We start from the raw sequence: 21,489 nt of genomic DNA on the forward strand, positions 1-21,489 counted from the left end.
GGTTCGGCCACTCCCCCGCCGGGTGTTTTATCGAAGAAAGCCGGGGGAGTAGCGATGCGCAAGGTTTATGCGGGGGCGCTGTATGTCATCTTGTCAACATTGGCCGCTTGCGGGGGCGGGGGCTCGTCGCAGTCGCCTTCGACTGACGCCGGTACGGGCTCAACGGGGTCCTCGGGGCCGGCGCCTACGAGCACACTGAGCGCGGCGGCCCAGATCGGTCAGCAAATGTTCTTCGACAAGAACCTGTCTGGCGGCAAGAACCAGGCATGCGCGTCCTGCCACGATCCGGCGTTCGCCTACGGCCCGCCCAACAGCCTGGCGGTGCAGCTCGGTTCCGATGGCGTATCGGAAGGCCAGCGCGCGGTTCCCTCGCTGCGCTATAAGGCGATGACGCCGGCCTACGACGACAATGCTTCGAATCCGGACGGCATCACGGCGAACGCGCCGGGCGGCGGGTTCATGTGGGACGGCCGCGGCAAGACGCTGGCCGATCAGGTGGCGCTGCCCCTGCTCAATCCCATCGAGATGAACAACGCCTCCAGGGACGCGGTGGTGCAGGCGGTGAAGAACTCCGCGTATGCCGCAAAGTTCACGGCGGTGTACGGCCCGGCCGTGTTCGGCGATACGGACACGGCGTTCCAGGACATCGGACTCGCACTGCAGGCCTTCCAGAATGAGGACCCGAGCTTTGCGCCGTATTCCAGCAAGTTCGACCTGTATGCGAACAACAAGATCGGCGGCACATTGACGCCGGCCGAAATTCGCGGGATGAACCTGTTCAACGACACCGATCACGGGGCCGGCTGCGTGGCCTGTCATTTCATGGGCGCCAACTTCAACGGCTCGAACGCGCTGGGGACCGACTTCACCTATCAGGCGATCGGTGCGCCGCGCAACGACGCGTCGATCCCGGACAATCCGAACCCCATCGCGGCCAACCTGAACGCGAGCTACTACGACATGGGACTGTGCGGCCCAATCAATAACGGCAGCTATGACAGCCACACACCGCTTTCGGCCACCAGCGGCGCCGGCCCGGACCCATTTACGGGCGTGAACAACCCGGACCCGTACTGCGGCCGCTTCAAGGTGCCGACGCTGCGCAACGTCGCCGCGCGCAACGCGTTCTTCCACAACGGCGTGTTCCACTCGCTGGAGCAGGTGGTTCGCTTCTACAACACACGCGACACCAACCCTGAGTACTGGTATCCGTCCGCGGGTGGCGATTCGACCAAGCTGACCAGCAACCCGAGCTATGCGCTGCAACCCAGCTATGCAGCGGGCGCGACGGTGAATATGTTCAACGATCTGCCGGCCGCCTACCGGGGCAATATCGACGAGGAACTGCCACTGGGGCAGGGCCAGACCGACGCGGGCGGCACCACCGCGTTGAACGGCGCGCAGCCGCGTGCTGTCCATTCGGCGCCGCAACTGTCCGATCAGGACGTGCAGGACGTGATCTGTTTCCTGAATACCTTGAGCGACGGCTACCACGCTCCCGCAACGCAGCCCACGAGCGGTAGCTGCGTGAATTGATCCTTCTGAATACTTGAACTATCGACGATGATGCATTTTTCGAATGCGGTGCGCGGCACTGCCATTGCGGTTTCCCTGGCGGCGTCGTTCTTTTTGGGCGGTTGCCAGAACAAGGCCGAACCTTCCGCGGAGAACTTCACCAACACCATCACGCACTACCTCGCCGAGCGCGGCCACCTGTGCGTGGCGAAATACGATTGGCCCATCCACGTGGCCGATCAGGACGCCGTGGTCACGCATTCCCGCGATGCGCTGCAATTGCCGGTGATGGAAAAGCTGGGCCTCGTCAAGAGCACCGCGATGATGGTCGAGCGCACTGGCGAGGACGGGGCCAGGATCGAGGCGCCGGGACGCGAGTATGTGCTGACCGACGAAGGCAAGAAGTTCTACCTGCACAATCCGGTGGTGGTGGCGACGCCCGGAAAGACGGTCACGCACGACGCCGATCTGTGCGTGGCCACGCTGTCCTTGGACAAGGTGGTGGGCTGGGAGCCGCCCCTGACTCGCGACGGCGAGACCAGGACCTCGGTGCTCTACACCTATAAGATCGACCCGGCGCCTTTCGCCAGGACTTCCGAGTTCCAGCGAGTGTTCCCGATGGTGGCGCGTGTGATCGAGGGCGCCGGCACCATGCAGCTGCGCGAGGGCGTGCGCCTGACCAAGGAAGGCTGGGTAGCGGAAGAATATTTCGTTCGCTGATCGTTGACCAGGTCGCGTGGAATCTGATGCGCGGCGGCCCCCCGTGCCGCCGCGCCAGGATCACCCGCACGCTTATGGCGTCCCCGCTGGACTCAATCCCGTACTCGCGAAATAGATCACGAGAAAATACAGCAGCACGTAGAGCGCGTAGGTCTGCCCGTTGCCGGTATAGACGCGCCGTATCCGTGCCGCCGCCGCGAGCGCGAAGTGCGATAGGCCACGCCAGAAAATCTGCGCGACCGGCGGCACGGTGCGGCTCAGCATCGGCCGGTAGAAGTGGTAAAAGTCCGGTGCGTTGCGCGCGTTGCCGCGGCGGCTGCGGTAGTACAGCGCACCGAGTCCGAACACGATCGCGGTGACGATCAGCACGACGATCACGACCGGCGTCGGATTCCAGAACCCGTAGATGCTTTCGAGCGACATGCCGCCCCATACCAGCGTCGCCGCGAACTGCGGATCGATCGCGGCGGACACCGGTCCGAGCAACACCTTCGGAAAGAACGACAGGATCGCGATACCGATCACGAACAGGAATTGCGGCACCAGTAGCATCACCGGCGCTTCGCGCACCTGCGGCCGCTGCGGCGGGCGCGGCTCGAGGAAGACGCCGTTCAACAGCCGCAGCATGTACAGAAAGCCGGCGCAGGTCGCGAGCAGTCCGCACACGGCGAGCCCGTACCAGCCCTTGTCGGTCATTGCGCTCAACAGCAGCCATTTGCCGCCGAAGCCCATCAGTGGCGGCAGGCCCGACATCGACACGAGCGCGATCACGACCATCGCGAACGTCAGCGGCATCTCGCGCGCGAGGCCGCCCACGTCGGCGAAGTTGCGCGTGCCGGTGCGCAAGATCACACCCGCGAGCGCGAGGAACAGAATGCCCTTCACGAACATATGATTGGCGACCAGGTATAGCGCGGTGACCCAGCCGAGATGACTCATCAGGCCGATCGCGGTGACGATATAGCCGGTCTGGCTCATGCTCGACAGCGCGAGCATGCGTTTGAAGTCGTTCTGCCGCAATGCCATCAGCGCGCCGAACAGCGCCGTCAGCATGCCGATCCATGTCATCACGTGCGCGAGTTCGAGGCCGACCTCCGAGCGTATCGTCAGATAGGTGCCGATCAACAGGCCGAACATCGCGACCTTGCTGACCACTGCCGACAGCATCGCGGTCACGTCGTCTTCCGCTTCGGTGTAGGCGCCCGGCAGCCATACGTGCACGCCGATCGCGCCCGCCTTGATCAGGAAGCCGGCCGCGAGCAGCACGAACGCGTGGTTCGCTTCCGGTCCCGAATGGATCAGCGCTGATAGCGCGATGGTGTCGTCGATCGCTGCCACGTTGGCGAAGCCCGCCAGCAGGAAGAACGCCGCCAGCAGCGAAAACAGCAGGAAGGTCAGCACATGCGGACCCGCCCGCCGGCACTTCGCGATCAGGAAGCACGACGACAGCGTAATGATTTCCCAGCTATAGAAGAACTCGAGCGACGTCGATGAGCGCAGCAGCGCCGGGATTGACAGCGACAGCACGACGAGCATCGGATAGAAGCCGGGGCGCACATCGTCGCGATAGAGACTCGCCGCGGCGATCACGAGGCTGCCCGCGAGCAGCAGCCAGGCGAACAGCCCGGCGATTCCGCCGGAGCCCTCGCAGAGCAGACTGCCGATCAGTCCAATCGCGATCACCGCGAGCACGCCTTTCACGCGCCCCGGCAGCCGATCGGCCGCATAGAACAGCGCGCCTGCCGCCAGCGGCGAGAAGATCCACGCCGACGCGACACCCGAGAACACGGCCGCCATATAGGCCGACGCGATCAGCAGCACGGCGGCGCAGAACAGCGGCAACAGTGCGGCGAGGTTCGGATGCGCCTTGGCCTCGACGTCGGACGGAGCCAGCGCGCGCACGAACCAGTGGAACATATAACCCGCTTCGAGCAGCGAGCCGGTCAGGATCAACACAATCCAGTACGGCTTGCCGGCCGCGGTCAAGCGCATCACGAGTTCCCACTTCGCCCAGAAGCCTGGGAACGGCGGCAGCCCCGCAATCGCGACGAGGAAGAGGCCTAGCAGGCCGATCAGCAACGGGCTGCGCGACAGGATCGCGCGTGCATCGTCGCCATGCCGCCGCAGCACGCCGTTCAGCCAGAACAGCCCCGCCTTCGCGAACAGATGGTTGATGAAGAGGCCGCCGACGACGAGCGGGATCGATGCGTCCGCGCCGACCTGGCGCAACAGCGCGAGCGACAGCATCAATAGCGCCATTTGCCCGATCGACGAATAGCCGAGCACCCGCTGCGGTTTCGTCTGCTTGATCGCGAGCAGGTTCGAGAACAGGAACGTGACGCCGCCCGACACCGCGAGCAGCGTCAGCTGGCCGTCGAATAGCGGCAGCAATTTCAGCAGCGCGAAGAATACGCCCGCCGACACGCCGACCGATACCAGCGCGGCGACGCCGCTCGGCGCGGTCTCGTAGACGTCGAGCCCCCAGCCGTTGGCTGGAAACGGCTTCAGCTCGATGACGAGACTCGCGAACACGAGCAGGATCGCGGCCGTGCCGACCGGGCCGCCGATCTGCTCGCGCAGCGACAGCAATTCGTCGATGTTCAGCGTGCCGCTCACGTAGTAGAGCAGCACCGCCCCGAGCAGGAACAGGGTCGACGCGATCACGGTCGCCAGGATGTACTTGAATGCGGCGGCGAGCGCGGCGGGCGTGCGCTCGAGCCCGAACAGGCCGTATGTGGCGATCGACACGATCTCGAGAAACACGAACAGGTTGAACAGGTCGCGGGTCATCACCATGCCGTCGATGCCCATCACCAGAATCAGGTACAGCAGCAGCGCCGCGTAGTTGCCGCGCAGGCGGTCCCACAGATGCAAGGCGCCGAGCAGCGCGACCACGTTGACGCTGAACGTGAAGAAGCCTTCCCACAGGCCGAAGCGCAGATTGATCGATACCGGCGGCAGCGCGCCCGCGGTCAGCACCTCGATCGTGTCGCCGCCGTCGAGCAGGCCGTAGAACGACACGCCGGAGACCAGCACGATCCCGCACAGCGCGATGAAAAAACCGAGCGTGAGCCACGGCTTGCCGAGCCGATATAGCAGCGGAATGACGAAGCCGCCGCCGAGCCCGAGAATGAAGATCTGCAACGGATGAAACAGCGCGGCTACCATTTCGACTCGGTGAAGGCGTCGATGGACAGCGTCTTTTTGGCCGCGTAAAGACGGATGGCGAACGACAGCATGATGGCGGTGACCGATAGCCCGATCACGATGGCCGTGACGACGAGCGCCGATGGAATCGGATCGATCGCGCGGTGCGCGGCGGCGGATTTGCTGAGCGCCGCGTCGATGATCGGCGCGGTCCCGCCCGTGATGTAGCCGGTCGCAACCATCACGATGTGCAGGCCCGTGTCGATCACCGCGAAGCCGATGATGATGCGCAGGATGTTGCGGTGGGTCAGCATGCCCCACAGGCCGATCAAGGAAAGGCAGAAGCCCGTAATCAGCAGGATCTTCGAAACCGGGATGCCCGTGCTCATGCGCTCTCCTTCGTTCAGCCTCTGAACCGGTCGATGATGACGCTAAGCTCCGCGCCGACCTTGACGCCAAGCAGCGTGGAAATCAGCGGAATCGCGCCGGCGCTGAACAACGCGCCGAACTGGCCACGCGGCAGAAAGCGCGCGTCGAGAAAACCGCCCGCGAGCACGAGGCCAAGAATGCCGATGCAAACATAGAGCACGCCCGCGAGCGATTCGACGACGCTCAGCAGCGCGACGTTCAGCGTCGAGCGGGGCCGCGCGAGCAGCATCAGCATCACCGCGGACGCGACGATCGCGCCGCCCTGGAAGCCGCCGCCCGCCGACAGATGGCCGTTGACGATCACGTAGCCGCCGAACGTGAAGATCATCGGCAGCAGCACCTGCTTGCCGGTATGTACGATTTCGCCGGCGGGCCGGCGCACAAGCGCGGCTTCGTCCGCCGCAGGGGTGGAAGTCGCGTTGCTTTCCTCTTTCAGCAGCACGCCGACGCTCGCCGCGACCATGAACAGCACCGCGACTTCGCCGAGCGTGTCGAAGCCGCGAAACGTGATCAGGATGCCGGTCACGATGTTCGGCGCGCCGAGTTCGAGCGGCCCTCTGACGACGTAATACCAGGCGAGCGGGCGCAGCCCCTGCAACTCCGTATAGCCGCCGACGATCCGCCAGAACACGACCGCGAACAGCAGCACCGTCAGCAGCGCGAACACGCGGCGCATCATGATTCGGCCTTCCCGGCGGTGCGCGCGTCTTCGTCCGCGAGCGCGTCGGTGATCGTGGACGGGGTCATCGGCGTGCGGACCAGCCAGGCGGCGCGCGATAGCGCATGCGAGGACACCGGGTTGGTCAAGAGCACGAAGTAGATCAGCAGGATCAGACGGAAGGTCCAGCTCGGGTGGTAGAACGCGAGGCCGATCAGCACGAGCATGTTGCCGAGCGTCGACGCCTTTGTGCCGGCCTGAATGCGCGTATACGCATCCGGCATGCGCAGCAGCCCGAGGCCGGCCGAGAACAGAAAGACGGCGCCCAATAAGATGAACACGCTGCCGATCAGTTCGAACATGCGCTAGTCCTTCTGATAACCGGTTTTGCGGATCGCGTACAGGAAGACGAAGGTCGTGAGTCCGGAGCCGATCGCGGCTTCGGCCATCGCGACGTCGGGCGCGGCGAGCAGCAGGAAGGCGACCGCGGCGAACAGGCTCGCGAGTCCTGAACTCACCATCGCGGCCAGCAGATCCTTCAGGCAGACGGCCAGTACGCCGCTCACGAGGATGCTCGCGCACATCAGCAGCAGGAGCAGTTCGAGCATCGCTCACAGCCCCCTTTCGAGAAAACGCGCAATCGCGAGCACCGCGAGAAAGCTCAGCAGGGCATACACGAGTGCGACATCGATATAGACGAAACGACCGGAGACCTGCGCGTACAGCGCGATCAGCGACAGCGAGATGACCGTCAGCACGTCGATCGCGACGATGCGGTCGACGAGTGTTCTGCCGATCACGAGACGGATCACGCCGAACAGGATCGCGAACAAGATCAGCACGCCGGCGATCCGGAGCATGATCTCAGCCAAAGACTTTCTCCAGATGCTTTTCGAACGGTGCGACGAGTGTCCTGGTCGCTTCGTCGATATCTGTCGTCTTCACGTCGAGCCAGTGAATGAAAAGTATGTCGTCCCGGATATCCATCACGAGCGAGCCCGGCGTGAGCGCAATCGAATTGGCGAGCGCGAGACGGCCGAGTGGTGTCTGGAGGCGCGTGCGAACTCTGACGATGCCAGGCTTGATGTCGATACGCGGCGAGTACACCAGCGCCATCACATGCAGATTGGCGCGTACTAGCTCGACGATGAAGGTCACGCTATACGCGGCGAAGTGATACGGCGCGGCTGGCGTTAGACGTAGGCGCTGCCATGCTTCGCTCGACGAAACGAAGACACGCGCGATAACGAAGGTAGTGACGAGACCGACGAGGGCGGGTTCGACCGCGAGCGATGCATTCGCGATCATCCAGATGACGAACAGGACGACCCAGAGGCCGGGCATTCCCCGAGGAACCAACGACGACACCGGTTTTCCGTTGTTCGAAGCCACGTCATCGGTTCCTATGGAGGCCGTGCGGAAAATTCTAAGTGACAATATATGGCAAATCAAACCCGGCGCCGATGTCCGCCGAAGCCCGATGCAAGTCTATGCGGAGGCCGCATGAATTGATTTTTTTAATGAATTTGTGCGGATGGCCGGAACACGGTCGAATGTCGGGTTTCTCGCGGCCCGCGTATTGCGCTGTGCCGCCTGTTTGAATTCATCGAAAAACCGATAAGGAGCAACAATGAAAGCCATGCTGGCCACCCTGACGATTGCGCTGCTGGCCGTATCGTCCGCAAGCGCGATCGCCAAGGAATGGTCGACCGTGCGGTTCGGGGTCGACGCGAGCTATCCGCCGTTCGAATCGAAAGCCGCCGACGGCAAGCTCGTCGGCTTCGATATCGATCTCGGCAATGAGATTTGCCGCCGGCTCAACGCGAAATGCGTGTGGATCGAGAATTCGTTCGACGGCATGATTCCCGCGCTCAAAGGCCGCAAATTCGACGGCGTACTGTCGACGATGTCGATGACGCCCGCGCGTCAGGCGCAGATCGGGTTCTCGTCGAAGGTGTTCCGCATTCCGACGCGCCTCGTCGCGAAGAAAGGCTCGCCGATCGAGCCGACACCGGAAGCGCTGAAGGGCAGGCGCATCGGCGTCGAGCAGGGCTCGATTCAGGAAACCTATGCGAAGACGTATTGGCAGCCGGCCGGCGCGGTGATCGTGCCGTATCAGGATCAGGATCTCGTGTATTCGGATCTGCTTGCCGGCCGTATCGACGCGTCATTGCAGAACGCGGTGCAAGCCGATATCGGCTTTTTGCGCACCTCGCGCGGCAAGGACTTTGGATTTGCCGGCAATCCGCTTTACGACGCCAAAACGCTCGGCAGCGGCACGGCGATTGGATTGCGTAAAGACGATACCGATCTGCAGGAAAAGATCGACAAAGCGATTGCCGATATCCGCGCCGATGGCACTTACGACCGCATTGCGAAAAAGTATTTCGATTTCGACGTGTACGGTCAGTGAGCCGGGACCGCGCGGCACGTGGCCAGCTTCGACCTGGCACTCGCGCGGCCCGACATCTAAACTTGTGTTATGACCTTCCTGAGCCGTCATGTGGCGAGCCGGTATGCCCGAATCGGTTACGACCGGCGCTTCACGCGGCGCTGCAGGTTTCCGCTTACAAAAGTAAGCGGGCAGGGGGCTGTCCGACCCGCATTGGGGAGGCACTGACATGCAGGGCTTTCAGATCACGTTCTTCACCCAGCAGGGGCGCAGCCATCATGGCAAGCCGCTTGCCGACTGGCTCGTGCGTCTCGCGAGCGAACTCGGCCTGCGCGGCGCGACCGTGATTCCGGCTTGCGAAGGCATCGGTCATCATCATCGCATTCACTCTGCGCACTTCTTCGAGCTTGCCGATCAGCCGTTGTCCGTCGTGATGGCGGTGACGAGCGACGAAGCCGATCGGCTGTTCGATCGTCTGCGCGCTGAGGGTTTGCATCTGTTCTACGTGAAAACGACGGCGGAGTTCGGCGTCGTTGGAGACGACGACGGAGCTTGAACGACCCGTTCTCGATGACGAGTCCCGCGCCTCATTCGTCTGGGCGCCGAAGTCCGCCGCCGCCTCTTTATCGGTGCGTGCTTGCGGCTTGCCGCTGCGGCACGCGTGGCGGAGTATCTCGCAGATTTTCTCGACCTGGTCCGCGTACACGCGCAAGCACCCAGCCGCACATGGCTGCGAATGGGCATGTCGAATGCTTCGCTACAGGAGCCCGAATCATCCCAGGGAGAGCGAATCATGCGACAAGTTGCGACAAACATGCTGATCGCGCTATCGGCCATTGCATTGATGGCAGGCGCATCCGGCTGCAAGCGGTCGGCCGAGAACGGCCGCATGTCGACGGGCCAGGTGAGCAGCGGTGTGATGAGCAATTCGGCGAGCCCGCGTGGCACACCGGGCGATAGCGACGCGGCGAATCGCGCGAACGCGGAGGCGGGCGCGGCAGCGAGCGCATCGCCCGCCGCGAGCGAAGCGGCGCCGGTCCACAGCACGCCGGCGAGCGCGGCGTCCACGACGCAATAAGCGTCGCTACGACGGGGTGGATCGCTGGACTATTCGTCCAACGGGTCGGGGTCGCCCAATGCGGAGTCGATCGCGCGCTGGGCATGGTCGACGGCCTCGCCGATCGCGGGCCTGCCGCGCAGCGCGGAGCGGGCGCGACGCGGAGCGGTCCAGGTTTCGACGTCGCGAGCATCGGCATCGGCGCGATCGATTCGCGTGGTGATCGACGAACCGCCGGCCGGGTCGTCCTCGACGAGCACGGTGATCGTGAAGCCGCGGTGGACATGAACTTCCTGCATCGGCGGTTTCTCCTTGGCTGGTTCGCTTTCGGAGCAGCATGCGCCGTTCCATACGCGCAGGACTCGTGCTTTTATCGATTCTTCTCATCGGAGGCCCGCTCCAATCTTATGCCCCCCCCGCTTCATGCCTTCCCGGCATGACTGCCGCCATTGGCCGGATAAGCCTCCTGCAACGCAATCGAGCCGGTCTCCAGCAGCGATTTGAGGTTGGACATGATCTTCGGCCAGCCGCCCGACACCGCCTCGATGAACTTCGACTGATCGCGCTCGATCGTATGCGTGAGCGTCAGCTTGACAGCCGTTCCGCTCGGTTCCAGCTCCATCGTGCAGCGTGAATCGCCTTCGGCCTGCAGTTCTGGCCGCTTCTGATGCCGCCAGCGAATCACGAGGCGCCGCGGGGGCACAGCCTCGATGATCTCGCCGGCGTCGAAAGTCTCCCCCGCGCTCGACACGAGTTTCCACGACGAACCCGCCGTCCATTCGCTATCGCAGTGCATGCCGAACCAGTACTGCTTGATGAACTCGGCGTCGGTGAGCGCCGACCACAACTGTTCCGGCGTGGTGTGGATATAGGTCACGTAGACGAATGTCGATCTAGTCATTGCCTTTCTCCAGGCGTCGTTTCAGGGTAGAGAGCGCCTTCAGGCGCGGCTTTTCGAACTTGGCAATCCAGCGCTCGTAGATCTGCTGCAGCGGCACCGGATTGAGGAAGTGCAATTTTTCGCGCCCGCTGCGTACGGTAACGACGAGGTTCGCCGCTTCCAGCAGGCCCAGATGCTGCGTCACGCCTTGCCGCGTCATGTCGAGGTGCTCGCAAAGGTCGTTCAGGGTCTGGCCGTCGTGCGCGTGCAGCACGTCCAGCAGCTTGCGCCGGCTCGGATCGGCGAGGGCTTTGAATAGCAGGTCTGTGTCGTCGGGGCGTTCGGCCATGAACGGCTATAGGCAAGTGATCTGTTGCATTTACTATAGGCAAGAGAATGCTTGCATGTCAAGGAGAGTGAGGAAGTCTCGTAGGTCCCATTATCGGGGCACAACAAAGTCTGCGGGAGCGCCGAAAACCCCGCTCAGAGACAAAAAAATCTGCGGCAAGCGCGAAATTTGCGATGCGCCGCACAATTTCTAAGGGTTTTCGGCTTGAAGCTGATGGCACGTCGGCAGCAATGGCGATTTGCGCAAGGATCTCCGTCAAGCTCTCGCTCGTAGACCTCTTTTTCGGCCAGATGTTTGTGAAACAAGGGAGTGCCCGCAGCGACCAGTATTCATTGCGAAGGTCGCATCGACGCATGGTTCACACGAACATCTCCGAAGCTTTCATATCGGCTGGCGGCTTCAATGAATAGAGATTTCAGAACCGCAAGCAACGGCTTGTAGAGTCGCGGCGGCCAAAGGTATCCGAAGCGCATCCTCCGATTCAACGTGCCGCCGAATCGTCTGGCAAACCGTACGAGTCCAGTAAGTCGACGCCCAATCGCAAGACTTCGACGGGCGCTTCCAGGCGTTCCGTGAGACCTTTCTGGTATGCCTTGAAGGCAGGAAGCTCGGTGACGGCTGCCGAATCGTCAGCGGCGAGATTCACGAAGAGGTGAATGAATTCACGGCCGTTTCTGAACAGCGCATAGGCGGTGTGTTCGGGCGCCGTATTCCGGAGGCTATCGAACACAGCCCGCGACAGTGCTTCGTTTTCCGCGGTTTGTTCGGGTTTGATGGTGTAGCGCACCAGTGTCAGTCGTTGCATGATTTCTTCCTTTCACGGTTATCGGCGCCGGTGTGGTCCGATAACCGTAAAGACGACGGCGACAAGCTAAAGGATGCGCGCGAAAAAAATTTTTCCGGACCGCATCCTTTGGGTCAGCGGGAACGTCTATTCGATATCGGGGTGCAGGATCAACCGGAGGATTCGGCTTTGGATGCGAATGAACTCACTCAACTGATGGCGGCGATGCGCCCGCGTCTGCATCGGTATTGCACGCGCATGATGGGCTCGGCTTTCGATGGAGAAGACGTCGTTCAGGAGACGCTGTCCAATGCGGTCGCGGCCTGTTCGGCAGCCGGCGAGATTTTGCACCCGGAAAGCTGGTTGCTGGCCATTGCTCATCACGCGGCGCTGGATGCACTGCGCCGCCGCAAGCGACAAGGCCACCAGGAGTCCGACGAGGCGCTGGCGAATCTGACGGACCACGGCGCCCAGGCCGATGCGAGAGTGGCGGCGACCGCGAGTCTCGCGATGTTTCTGCACCTATCCGTCGTTCAGCGCTCTTGCGTGGTGCTTGCGGATGTACTTGGCTATTCGCTGACGGAAACGGCAGCGATCCTGAGTGTCAGCGTTCCATCAGTCAAGGCCGCGCTGCACCGGGGGCGCGGTAGGCTCCGGGAACTTGTCGGCGTATCCGACGCCGCGCTACCGCGCCTCGCCGAAGCCGACCTCGAGCGGCTGCGCGCTTACGCAGAGCGTTTCAACGCTCGCGACTTCGACGCGTTACGCGATCTGCTCGCCGAAGAAGTCCGTCTCGACCTCGTGAGTCGAGCGCGTCTGGCGGGCCGCAAAGACGTCTCGGTCTACTTCACGCGGTATGCGGAGTCGACCGGCTGTTCGCTGTCATTGGGCTGGGCCGAGCATCGCCCGGTGCTGCTGGCTACCGATCCGGTAGTGGCCGACGCGGGCGTGGCATATGTCATCCTGCTGGATTGGACCGACGACGACCGTATCATCGCGATCCGCGATTTCCGGTTCGCGCCTTACGTGATGGAAAGTCTCACGGTGCAGCGACTGTGATCGGCAAGGCGAGGCGGCGGCGCTAACACTGTTGCGATAGGTACGACTGTCCGGTGAGTGCCGCATTCTGGGCAGGAGATCCCGCTAAGATAGATTCTTTCTTCAAGAGATCTCTGCTCATGACTACGTTAGCTGGTCGCCCTAACACCGCCCTGCTCGTGATCGATATTCAGAACGCAGTCGTTGCGAACGCATATCGACGCAATGAAGTGCTCGACGCGGTCAACGTGCTTATCGAGCGGGCACGCACTGCGCGCGTTCCAGTAGTTTGGATTCAGCACACCGACGACGACCTCACGGAGGGCAGCGAAGCGTGGCAAATTGTTGCCGAACTTGTTCCGGCGCCAGGGGAGGCGATTGTCGAAAAGAGTTATCGCGACGCGTTCGAAGACACCGATCTGGAGCAGGTGCTGTCGAGGCTCGGCGTTGGTCAGCTCATTGTGACTGGTGCGCAGACGGACATGTGCATTCGATCAACGCTCCATGGTGCACTCGCGCGCGGCTATGACGCGACGCTGGTCGGCGATGCCCATACGACAGAGGACATGACGCAAAGAGGCGCGCCGTCACCAGATGCGGTGATCAGCCATACCAATATGTACTGGAGCAATCAAAGGGCGCCGGGTCGCTTGGGCGGGGTCATCGAGAGTAAGGACGTTGATTTCGCGCGCTCTGATTTACGCGCTGACTCATGATGATGAGAGCGTGACCAGTCTCCGAATCGTCCGAACCCTAAGGCGTTGTGGGCACCTGGACAAATGACGAATATGCCCTAGACTGATTCAAACCGGTCTGGAGCGTGCCATGGCAACCTTCCCCCAAGGCTTTTATATTAGTTTGGTCGCTCCGATTGACGGTTCCCTCGAGTTCACCACCGATCCGTTCGACCCAGGAACCAACGTTTTTGCAAGTATCTCACTGAATCAGATCGATACGTTGTTCGAGGGGAAGTTTCCCGATTCTACCTTTACGGCCACCAGCTACATTGGGTGGTGGACCTTCTACCTTCCGGATGGCACGGAGTCACCCCAACAGGACGGGAGCGGTTTTACCCAGAACAGTGCTTTGCTTCAGAACGTTGCCAGAATCAACTTCGTGCTGTTCGCCGAACGCGCATGGGCAATTGCCCAAATCAGCATCTTTGCGGAGCAAGCATGACGACTTTCGTGACCTACGATACCCGCTCTGGCAAGATTATCAGCGTTCACCACGGCGCCACCGACGTGAAAAAGGTGCGTCAGCGTGCTCACGATCACAGCAAGATCGATCATCAGCATATCGATGTAATTCCTATCCAGCTCGACGCGCTTCAAAGAGAAAAGCGATATAAGGTGGACCATGCCAGTAAGACGCTGGTTGAAGCACCTGCGAATGAAGGTATCGGTTTCAGCTTTGGCGCGACCTCGGCGTAAAGCAATAAAAACCCTGCTTCGCCGGTAATGCCGTTCGGTCAAGCACTGAACTGCATTCTTGCCACCCGCAAGCGCACACGAAAATCATCATCCTTTGCCAGCCGAATCGTGACACGGCCCTGTTGACCCGCGTACTTTCAGCACCGCTGGCACCGTATATCCTTGCCGCGTCGCGTGGCCGTCTAGCGCATCGAGCAGATGCCTCGCGGCCACCGTGCCGATCTCGCGTGTGTCCACGTACATCGTCGTAAGGGACGGGCGCGCTTCGCGTGCGATCGCGAGATCGTCAAAGCCGGTGACGGAAAGTTGCCCGGGAATGGCGATACCCAACTCTTCCGCCTCCCGCAACACGCCAAGCGCAATATGATCGTTGCCGCAGATGATCGCTGTCGGACGCGGCCCGGGCTGTTGCCAGAGCGCGCGCAACGCGCGGCGGCCAAAATCGAGCGTGGATTCACCTTCAACGAGATGCTCCGGCCGCACCGCGAGGCCATGACGCTCGAGCGCGACGCGAATGCCCGCGAGCCGCGCCTGCACCCGGTCGTTGTCGCGCGTCGGCTGGATGCAGACCGCGAACGACCGGTGCCCGAGCGCGACGAGATGTTCGGTGATCTCTTCATACGCGGCGCGGTGGTCAACGCCGATGCAATCGTGCGGACTGCCTTTGCGCCATGCATAAAGCACGACGTAGGGCACACGCCAGACGCGAAGCGCCTCAAACAGCTCCGGCGGATGCGCTTCGCCGACTACCGCGATCGCCTCCACGCCACGCGCGAGCATCGCTTGAACCTGGGAGAGCGCCTCCTTGGGATCGTAGTTCGAGCAGCCGAGAAAAAGCGTGATGCCGCGCGCGGCGAACGCGGCCTGCATGCCGCTCACCTGCGAGGCGAACACCTGATCATCGAGCGTCGGAATGACGATGCCCGCGATGTGGCTGCGCGTCGATGCGAGCGCGCGCCCGGCCGCATTCGGAAACCAGTTCAGTTCCAGCGCGGCCTGCTCGACGCGCTCGCGCACGCTGTCCGATACTTTGCCGGGCTCGTTGTACACGCGCGATACCGTCGCCGTGGACACGCCCGCGCGCTTTGCCACATCGGACAGGACCGCGCGCCCCGTGCCGCGGCGGGAGCGCGCAACGGCCGACCGAGCGGCCGGCGGCCGTTCTTCTTCGAGAGCAGAGGCAGGGGCGGAGGCGGAAGAGCGAGGCATCGACGTTCAGGTTTCGTACAGGGAGCCCGTCATCTTACTCGCGGCGCGATACAACGGCGCATCGGTCAGGCCCCGGCTGCGATGCGCGAGCGGAAATGCTCGGTACCATCGACGATCTTGTCGAGCACCGCGTCGAGCGCCCAGAAGCGTTCGCGCACGTCGTAGTCGATCGCGCGGCAGCGAATGGACTGGAACGTGCCAATGCGCTGGTGGTAGATCTTCGCGAGCGCCGGGTAGCCGAGTGCCTCGGATACCGCCGCAATCACGAGGAAGGTCGAGAGCTCGCGGGCGAGCGCCGGGTTCTCGTCGGCGCAATTGCGCAGCCACTTGTACAGGTCCGGATGGAAGTTCGTGAACACACCATTGAATCCCGCTGATCCGGCTTTCATCGCATCCCAGGCAATCGCGGCATTCGCGTTCAGGATCTTCATGGGCGAACCCTTCGCCAAGGCGACGCGCCGCTTCACCGCGTCGAGATCGCAGCTCACGTCCTTCAACATCACGAAGCGGCCGGTGTCGATGCACATCTTGAGTTCGTCGTCCGAGAGCAGGCGCCGGTACGGCGCCGGGCATTCGTATAGCCCGAGTGGAATGTCCGAAGGCAAGCGGCTTATCAGGCGGCGCAGGTTCGTCGAGAACGCTTGCGTGCCCTGGCGGCCTGGATCGAGCCGGTTCGTCACCAGCACGATGCCGTCCGCACCGGTCGCCGCGGCGGCGTTCAGCTCTTCGGCCTGGGCGTCGGGATCGTCGCTGATATGGCCCGAGACCACCACCGGCACGCGGCCGGCCACGCGCTCGACCACGAAGCGGCCAAGCGCGGCGCGTTCGTCGAGGCTCAGGAATTGCATTTCGCTCGACTGGGCGACCGCGAAGAGCGCGTCCGAGCCATGCGCGAGATACCACTCGATCAGTCGTTCGAGCCCGGCATAGTCGATGGTCCCGGCGTCGTCGAAAGGCGTCAGCATCACGGGAACGATGCCTTCGATCGAGCGCGTCGAGCGCGGCTGGGAAGTGGGGAGGGTCATGTCGGTGTTGTCCTCTTGAGAATTGAAAATGACGCTTCTCAGGCGTGAGCGCGAGCCGGCGTACCCGGTTCGGTCTCGAACTCGATCGGCTTGCGCACGAGGAAGAGATAGCTCATTGCGCCGACGAAGGCGATTCCCGCGGCCGTCAGCAAAGCCGGCACGAAGGACCACGCCTGCGCGATGTAGCCCGTGAGAATGGGCGCGAGTGCGCCGCCGAGAAAGCCGCCGAAATTCTGGATGGCGCCGAGCGAGCCGACGCGGTTGGCGGGTGCCGCTGCGGTTGCCAGTGCCCAGGAGCAGGCTGATGCCGCATTGGCGAGAAAGATCACGACCGAGATGCAGACGATGGCGATCGTATTGCTTTCGACGAGTGCGGCCGGCACGGTGAACGCCACCATGCCGAGCATTGCGATGACGACCGCGTTGCGTCGGCTCGCCACCGGCGAGGCGCTCTTCTTCGTGATGAAGTCGGAAAACCAGCCTGCGCAAAGCGCGCCGAGAAAGCCGCAGAAGAAGGGTATTGAGGCCGCGATCCCCGTGTGCACCAGGGTCATGTGGCGCTCTGTCGTCAGGTAGCCGGGCAGCCAGGTCAGATAAACCCAGTTCAGATAGACCGAGCCGAAGAAGCCGATCAGCATCCCCCAGGTCGTTACGTTCGAGAACAGCGCGCGCCAGTCGGCGAAGCTGAGCTGCTCGGCAGGCTTCGTTTCCACGGCGTCGCCTTTGAGGTAGTGCAGTTCCTCTGCAGTGAGCGCAGAGGGGTTTGGGTCACGATAGATAGCGAGCCAGATCACCGCAACCACGAGACCGAGCGCGCCGGTAACGATGAAGGCCCAGCGCCAGTGAAATTCCACGACGAGCACCGACAGGCACAGCGGTGCGAGCGCCGTGCCGAGTGGCGACGCGGAATTGAAGATGCCGGTCGGCTTGCCTCGCGCGCGCAGCGGAAACCAGTTGCTGACGACGCGCGCAGCCGACGGAAACTGCGGCGACTCGCCGATGCCGAGCACGATGCGCGCGACGACGAACCAGCCGAAGGTGGACACGATGCCGCCCGCGGCTTGCGCGAGCGACCAGATGATCAGGCCGACGCCGAGCAGCCTGCGCGGTCCGATGCGATCGACGAGGCCGCCGACCGGCAGTTGAAAGAGCGCGTAGCTCCAGGAGAATGCCGACAGCAGCAGCCCCATTTCGCCGAGCGACAGACCGAGATCCTTGCGGATCAGCGGATTCGCGACCGCGAGTGTGCCGCGATCGAGATAGTTCACGATGCCACTCACCATCAGCAGCGTCAGCGCCACGATCTGGGCGCGGCGCACGCGCGGAGGTGCCTGCTCGGACACGGGGGTTGGGTTCATGCTGTCGTCTCCATGTTGTGTTGTGGATAGGCTGCGATCCCGCGCAGCCGGGTCTATCGAACCGTTGCCGGGAACGCGGGTTGCGCCCGCACTTCGGACTCGGTCGGAATAGATGCCTGCGCGCCTTCACGCGTGACGCTGAGCGCCGCGGCTCGCTGAGCGAAATCGATCGCGTCGCGGATGCTCGCGCCGCGCACGCGCTCGGCTGCGAAGCCGCCGACGAAGGTATCGCCGGCTGCCGTGGTGTCGATCGCATCGACGCAAGGCGCGGGCAGGTGACCTTCTTCTCCGGGTGTCGCGTACCAGACGCCCTCGGCGCCGAGGGTGACGATCACCGTCTCCACGCCTTTCGCGCGCAGACGCGTCGCAGCCTCGCGCGCGGAAGCGGGACTATCGACGGCAACGTCCGTCAGCAACGCCGCTTCCGATTCATTGAGGATGAGAAAGCTCGTCTGCTCGTAAAGTGCGTCTGGAAGGGCCTGCGCAGGGGCGGGATTCAGCAGCGCCGGGGTGCCGAACCTTGCCGCGAGCGAAATTGCGTGCGCCACGGCATCGAGCGGCACTTCGAGCTGGCAAATCAGCATGCCGGCCGCAGCGATGCCGGCAGCCGCGGCGTCGATGTGATCGGGCATGAGCGCCGCGTTGGCGCCGGGCGAAACGACGATCGTATTCGCACCGTCCGCGGCCACGGTGATGACGGCGATGCCGCTCAACCTGTCATCCACCGTGTGCAAATGCGCCGTGTCGATGTGTTCGTGCTTAAGGCCGTCGCGAAGCTGCGCGCCGGATTCGTCGCGGCCAACACAGCCGAGCATGGCCACCGAGGCGCCGAGACGCGCCGCCGCGACCGCCTGATTGGCGCCCTTGCCGCCAGCGAATGTCGCGAACGCGCCACCGAGCAGGGTTTCGCCGCGCGCCGGAAGTCGCTCCGCATGGACGACGAGATCCATGTTCGCACTGCCGACCACGACGATCCGACCCGAGGAATGCTCGTCCGGAGTTCGAATGTTAGCGCTTACATTTTCTCGTACTTTTGACGGTGACATATCTGAATTCTGGGGATATTGCTGATTGCTGGACGTGTTAGCGCTTACATTAACGCGCAAAACACCGCCCGGGGCAACGGAAAAATGACGTCATCAGGGAAACTCCCTAAACGAGTCAGCGGACCGGCGATCGCGCTCCGCTCGCCCGCAGGATCATGCTGACCACTTCTTCCGTCGTAGCTTCGAAGCGCTTCGTCGAGAGTGCGCGCTTGCCCGAGAGCGCGCATATCTGAGCCTCGAAATCGGCGTAGTGCTGCGTGGTCGCCCAGATCATGAAGAGGAGCGTCCGCGGGTCGACGGGCGCGAGCAAGCCTTTGGCTATCCATCGCTCGATCAGCGTGACACGTGTGTCCATCCACGGCTTCACGCGTTCGAGCAGGATCTCCTGCATATGCGCCGCACCGCCGATGATTTCGTTGGCCCACACCTTCGAGCCGAGCGGGCGGCGCCGTGACAGGGCCATCTTGGCGCGTACGTAACCGCCTATCGCCTCGACCGGATCGTCGCTTGCATCGAACAGGTTGGCGGCCGCGTTCCATTCCTCGAAAACATCGTCGAGTACGCGCCAGTAGAGCGCGAGTTTGGTCGGGAAGTAGTAGTGCAGATTGGCCTTCGGCAAGCCCGCGCGCTCCGCGATCAGCGCGGTGCTCGCGCCTTCGAAGCCGCGTTCGGCGAACACGGCTTCGGCGCAGGCGAGTAGATGGGATTCGTTCGACGCACGAATGGAGGCTTTGCGCCGATGTGGCTTGTGCGATGTGTCGACGGCGCGTTGCGCCTGCGCGGTGCCGCGCGTCGCGAGGGGCGCGGGCCGCGTGGTGGGTTCGTCGTCGCGCATGGTATTCGGTCCATTTGGAAGAGAAGGGGAGCGCGGCGGCCGCGCGCATGCCGGCTTCATTGTAGCCATGATGCAAGCGCGTCGCGTATTCACTGGCAGCGGAGAAAAGCACAGTACGGGCGACTGGTTTTTCGCGCACTGCAGCATCAGTGGCACGCTTCTCGCTCGTAACTCCGCATTGAATTCACGAAGTTTCTCGTCTAAAACCTGTCCAATCGGACAGGATTTGAAGGGTTGGGTTTCAGGGGCCGCGCAGTGCCATCGAGACGTGCACCGTCGTGTCTCTTCGCGCCCCACACGATGGCATGCATGCACGTTTGAGAAGCACGGACAGGAGAACACGCATGAACGCAGTAAGCGAAGCCGCGTTGACGACCGCGATCCACGTGAACGGCCAGCGCTTGTGGGACAGCCTGATGGAGATGGCCAGGATTGGCGCCACGCCCAAAGGCGGCGTATGCCGTCTCGCGCTGACCGATCTCGACAAGCAGGGCCGCGATCTCATCGTGCAATGGGCGAAAGAGGCGAACTGCACGGTCAGTGTCGATCAGATGGGAAACGTGTTCATGCGCCGCGCGGGGCGCAACAACGACCTGCCACCTGTGATGACCGGCTCGCACGCCGACTCGCAGCCGACGGGTGGGCGCTTCGACGGAATCTATGGGGTGCTTGGCGGCCTGGAAGTGATTCGCTCGCTCAACGACTACGGCATCGAAACCGAGCGGCCTGTCGAAACGGTGATCTGGACCAACGAAGAAGGCTCGCGCTTCGCACCGGCGATGGTCGCCTCCGGCGTATTTGCCGGCGTGTTCACGCTCGAGTACGGGCTTTCGCGCAAGGACGTCGACGGCAAGACCATCGGCGAGGAATTGCAGCGGATCGGCTATGCGGGCGCAGTGCCGTGCGGCGGTCGCAAGATTCACGCGGCGTTCGAACTGCACATCGAACAGGGGCCAATACTCGAGGCCGAAAACAAATCGATCGGCGTGGTCACCGACGCGCAAGGTCAGCGCTGGTACGAAGTCGTGCTCACGGGTCAGGAGGCGCACGCCGGGCCTACGCCCATGCCGCGCCGCCGCGACGCGCTGCTGGGCGCCTCGCGCGTCGTGCAGCTCGTCAACGAAATCGGCCTGCGTCACGCGCCGCTCGCGTGCGCGACGGTCGGCATGATGCAGGTGCATCCGAACTCGCGCAACGTGATTCCGGGCCGCGTGTTCTTCACCATCGATTTTCGCCATCCGCAGGACGAGGTGCTGGCGCAGATGAACGCCGAGCTGCGCGAAGGCATTGCGAAGATCGCGGAACAGGGCAAGCTCGAAGCCGACGTCGAGCAGATTTTCTATTACGCACCCGTGCCGTTCGACGAGGCATGCGTGAAGTCCGTGCGCGCGGCGGCCGAGCGCTTCGGCTATTCGAATCGCGACATCGTGTCGGGTGCAGGTCACGACGCGTGCTATCTCGCGACGGTCGCGCCGACCTCGATGGTGTTCGTACCGTGCATCGACGGCATCAGCCATAACGAAGTCGAGGACGCGACGATCGAATGGATCGAAGCCGGCGCGAACGTGTTGCTGCACGCCATGCTCGAACGCGCGAGCGAGCCCGGTTGACGCA

26 protein-coding genes are annotated in these 21,489 nt (G+C 62.9%); 10 read left to right on the plus strand and 16 right to left on the minus strand.

Annotated features, from left to right (window positions below):
- Positions 1–54: 54 nt before the first annotated feature.
- Positions 55–1,536 (plus strand): cytochrome-c peroxidase, encoded by a 1,482-nt coding sequence (locus BC1002_RS31215; protein ID WP_013093969.1) that lies wholly within the window; start codon positions 55–57, stop codon positions 1,534–1,536.
- 27 nt (positions 1,537–1,563) lie between these two features.
- Positions 1,564–2,235: a hypothetical protein gene (locus BC1002_RS31220; protein WP_013093970.1), complete on the plus strand. Its 672-nt coding sequence runs from the start codon at positions 1,564–1,566 to the stop codon at positions 2,233–2,235.
- Positions 2,236–2,307: 72 nt separating this feature from the next.
- Here BC1002_RS31220 and BC1002_RS31225 read toward each other — a convergent pair whose 3' ends face one another.
- The 7 genes from BC1002_RS31225 to BC1002_RS31255 are packed head-to-tail and all read right to left on the minus strand — an operon-like array spanning position 2,308 to position 7,861.
- On the minus strand, positions 2,308–5,403 hold the full coding sequence (locus BC1002_RS31225; protein WP_013093971.1) for a complex I subunit 5 family protein: 3,096 nt from the start codon (positions 5,401–5,403) through the stop codon (positions 2,308–2,310).
- Positions 5,397–5,771 (minus strand): sodium:proton antiporter, encoded by a 375-nt coding sequence (locus tag BC1002_RS31230; protein ID WP_013093972.1) that lies wholly within the window; start codon positions 5,769–5,771, stop codon positions 5,397–5,399. The genes BC1002_RS31225 and BC1002_RS31230 overlap by 7 nt, the downstream gene beginning before the upstream one ends.
- A gap of 14 nt (positions 5,772–5,785) precedes the next feature.
- Positions 5,786–6,490 carry a Na(+)/H(+) antiporter subunit B gene (locus BC1002_RS31235; protein WP_013093973.1) on the minus strand — a complete coding sequence of 235 codons (705 nt, stop codon included), beginning with the start codon at positions 6,488–6,490 and terminating at the stop codon, positions 5,786–5,788.
- On the minus strand, positions 6,487–6,831 hold the full coding sequence (gene mnhG / locus BC1002_RS31240) for a monovalent cation/H(+) antiporter subunit G (protein ID WP_013093974.1): 345 nt from the start codon (positions 6,829–6,831) through the stop codon (positions 6,487–6,489). The genes BC1002_RS31235 and mnhG overlap by 4 nt, the downstream gene beginning before the upstream one ends.
- Positions 6,832–6,834: 3 nt before the next feature.
- Positions 6,835–7,077 (minus strand): hydrogenase subunit MbhD domain-containing protein, encoded by a 243-nt coding sequence (locus BC1002_RS31245; RefSeq protein WP_013093975.1) that lies wholly within the window; start codon positions 7,075–7,077, stop codon positions 6,835–6,837.
- A gap of 3 nt (positions 7,078–7,080) precedes the next feature.
- Positions 7,081–7,341, minus strand: coding sequence for an MrpF/PhaF family protein (locus tag BC1002_RS31250; RefSeq protein WP_013093976.1), 261 nt, complete (start codon positions 7,339–7,341; stop codon positions 7,081–7,083).
- Positions 7,334–7,861, minus strand: coding sequence for a Na+/H+ antiporter subunit E (locus BC1002_RS31255; RefSeq protein ID WP_013093977.1), 528 nt, complete (start codon positions 7,859–7,861; stop codon positions 7,334–7,336). Before BC1002_RS31255 ends, BC1002_RS31250 begins: the two co-directional genes overlap by 8 nt.
- Before the next feature lie 238 nt (positions 7,862–8,099).
- Here BC1002_RS31255 and BC1002_RS31260 point away from each other — a divergent pair, with 238 nt between their 5' ends.
- The 3 genes from BC1002_RS31260 (at position 8,100) to BC1002_RS31270 (ending at position 9,939) form a co-directional block, all read left to right on the plus strand.
- On the plus strand, positions 8,100–8,882 hold the full coding sequence (locus BC1002_RS31260) for an ABC transporter substrate-binding protein (protein ID WP_013093978.1): 783 nt from the start codon (positions 8,100–8,102) through the stop codon (positions 8,880–8,882).
- Positions 8,883–9,090: 208 nt separating this feature from the next.
- Positions 9,091–9,417 carry a DUF190 domain-containing protein gene (locus BC1002_RS31265; protein ID WP_013093979.1) on the plus strand — a complete coding sequence of 109 codons (327 nt, stop codon included), beginning with the start codon at positions 9,091–9,093 and terminating at the stop codon, positions 9,415–9,417.
- A gap of 237 nt (positions 9,418–9,654) precedes the next feature.
- Positions 9,655–9,939: a hypothetical protein gene (locus BC1002_RS31270; protein WP_013093980.1), complete on the plus strand. Its 285-nt coding sequence runs from the start codon at positions 9,655–9,657 to the stop codon at positions 9,937–9,939.
- A gap of 29 nt (positions 9,940–9,968) precedes the next feature.
- Here BC1002_RS31270 and BC1002_RS31275 read toward each other — a convergent pair whose 3' ends face one another.
- The 4 genes from BC1002_RS31275 to BC1002_RS31295 all read right to left on the minus strand — a co-directional run bounded on the left by BC1002_RS31275 (position 9,969) and on the right by BC1002_RS31295 (position 11,952).
- The gene (locus tag BC1002_RS31275) at positions 9,969–10,217 is read right to left on the minus strand and encodes a hypothetical protein (RefSeq protein WP_013093981.1); all 249 of its coding nucleotides are present in this window, start codon (positions 10,215–10,217) and stop codon (positions 9,969–9,971) included.
- A 122-nt stretch (positions 10,218–10,339) separates the two neighbouring features.
- On the minus strand, positions 10,340–10,819 hold the full coding sequence (locus BC1002_RS31280) for an SRPBCC family protein (protein ID WP_013093982.1): 480 nt from the start codon (positions 10,817–10,819) through the stop codon (positions 10,340–10,342).
- Positions 10,812–11,147: an ArsR/SmtB family transcription factor gene (locus tag BC1002_RS31285; protein WP_013093983.1), complete on the minus strand. Its 336-nt coding sequence runs from the start codon at positions 11,145–11,147 to the stop codon at positions 10,812–10,814. The genes BC1002_RS31280 and BC1002_RS31285 overlap by 8 nt, the downstream gene beginning before the upstream one ends.
- 481 nt (positions 11,148–11,628) lie before the next feature.
- Positions 11,629–11,952, minus strand: a complete 324-nt coding sequence (locus BC1002_RS31295) for a hypothetical protein (protein ID WP_013093984.1) — start codon at positions 11,950–11,952, stop codon at positions 11,629–11,631.
- On the opposite strand from BC1002_RS31295, the gene BC1002_RS31300 reads away from it, so the two are divergent.
- The 4 genes from BC1002_RS31300 (at position 11,947) to BC1002_RS31315 (ending at position 14,402) form a co-directional block, all read left to right on the plus strand.
- Positions 11,947–12,990, plus strand: a complete 1,044-nt coding sequence (locus tag BC1002_RS31300; RefSeq protein ID WP_238538034.1) for an RNA polymerase sigma factor — start codon at positions 11,947–11,949, stop codon at positions 12,988–12,990. The two genes, BC1002_RS31295 and BC1002_RS31300, sit on opposite strands and share 6 nt — an antisense overlap.
- Before the next feature lie 119 nt (positions 12,991–13,109).
- On the plus strand, positions 13,110–13,685 hold the full coding sequence (locus BC1002_RS31305; protein WP_013093986.1) for a cysteine hydrolase family protein: 576 nt from the start codon (positions 13,110–13,112) through the stop codon (positions 13,683–13,685).
- A 109-nt stretch (positions 13,686–13,794) separates the two neighbouring features.
- The gene (locus tag BC1002_RS31310; RefSeq protein ID WP_013093987.1) at positions 13,795–14,148 is read left to right on the plus strand and encodes a hypothetical protein; all 354 of its coding nucleotides are present in this window, start codon (positions 13,795–13,797) and stop codon (positions 14,146–14,148) included.
- Positions 14,145–14,402 carry a hypothetical protein gene (locus tag BC1002_RS31315; RefSeq protein WP_013093988.1) on the plus strand — a complete coding sequence of 86 codons (258 nt, stop codon included), beginning with the start codon at positions 14,145–14,147 and terminating at the stop codon, positions 14,400–14,402. Before BC1002_RS31310 ends, BC1002_RS31315 begins: the two co-directional genes overlap by 4 nt.
- Before the next feature lie 87 nt (positions 14,403–14,489).
- Here the strand turns inward: BC1002_RS31315 and BC1002_RS31320 are convergent, their stop codons facing one another.
- The 5 genes from BC1002_RS31320 to BC1002_RS31340 all read right to left on the minus strand — a co-directional run bounded on the left by BC1002_RS31320 (position 14,490) and on the right by BC1002_RS31340 (position 19,875).
- A complete protein-coding gene (locus tag BC1002_RS31320) occupies positions 14,490–15,611 on the minus strand; it encodes a LacI family DNA-binding transcriptional regulator (protein WP_013093989.1) in 1,122 nt (373 codons plus the stop codon).
- A gap of 65 nt (positions 15,612–15,676) precedes the next feature.
- Complete coding sequence (locus BC1002_RS31325; RefSeq protein WP_013093990.1) at positions 15,677–16,636, minus strand: dihydrodipicolinate synthase family protein; 960 nt, start codon at positions 16,634–16,636, stop codon at positions 15,677–15,679.
- A 38-nt stretch (positions 16,637–16,674) separates the two neighbouring features.
- The gene (locus BC1002_RS31330; RefSeq protein ID WP_013093991.1) at positions 16,675–17,994 is read right to left on the minus strand and encodes an MFS transporter; all 1,320 of its coding nucleotides are present in this window, start codon (positions 17,992–17,994) and stop codon (positions 16,675–16,677) included.
- Positions 17,995–18,047: 53 nt separating this feature from the next.
- Positions 18,048–18,944, minus strand: a complete 897-nt coding sequence (rbsK, locus tag BC1002_RS31335; RefSeq protein WP_041735972.1) for a ribokinase — start codon at positions 18,942–18,944, stop codon at positions 18,048–18,050.
- 211 nt (positions 18,945–19,155) lie between these two features.
- On the minus strand, positions 19,156–19,875 hold the full coding sequence (locus BC1002_RS31340) for a TetR/AcrR family transcriptional regulator (protein WP_013093993.1): 720 nt from the start codon (positions 19,873–19,875) through the stop codon (positions 19,156–19,158).
- Positions 19,876–20,219: 344 nt separating this feature from the next.
- Between BC1002_RS31340 and BC1002_RS31345 the strand changes: the two genes are divergently transcribed.
- The gene (locus BC1002_RS31345; RefSeq protein ID WP_013093994.1) at positions 20,220–21,485 is read left to right on the plus strand and encodes a Zn-dependent hydrolase; all 1,266 of its coding nucleotides are present in this window, start codon (positions 20,220–20,222) and stop codon (positions 21,483–21,485) included.
- Positions 21,486–21,489: the final 4 nt, after the last annotated feature.

Source organism: Paraburkholderia atlantica (assembly GCF_000092885.1).
GTDB lineage: Bacteria > Pseudomonadota > Gammaproteobacteria > Burkholderiales > Burkholderiaceae > Paraburkholderia > Paraburkholderia atlantica.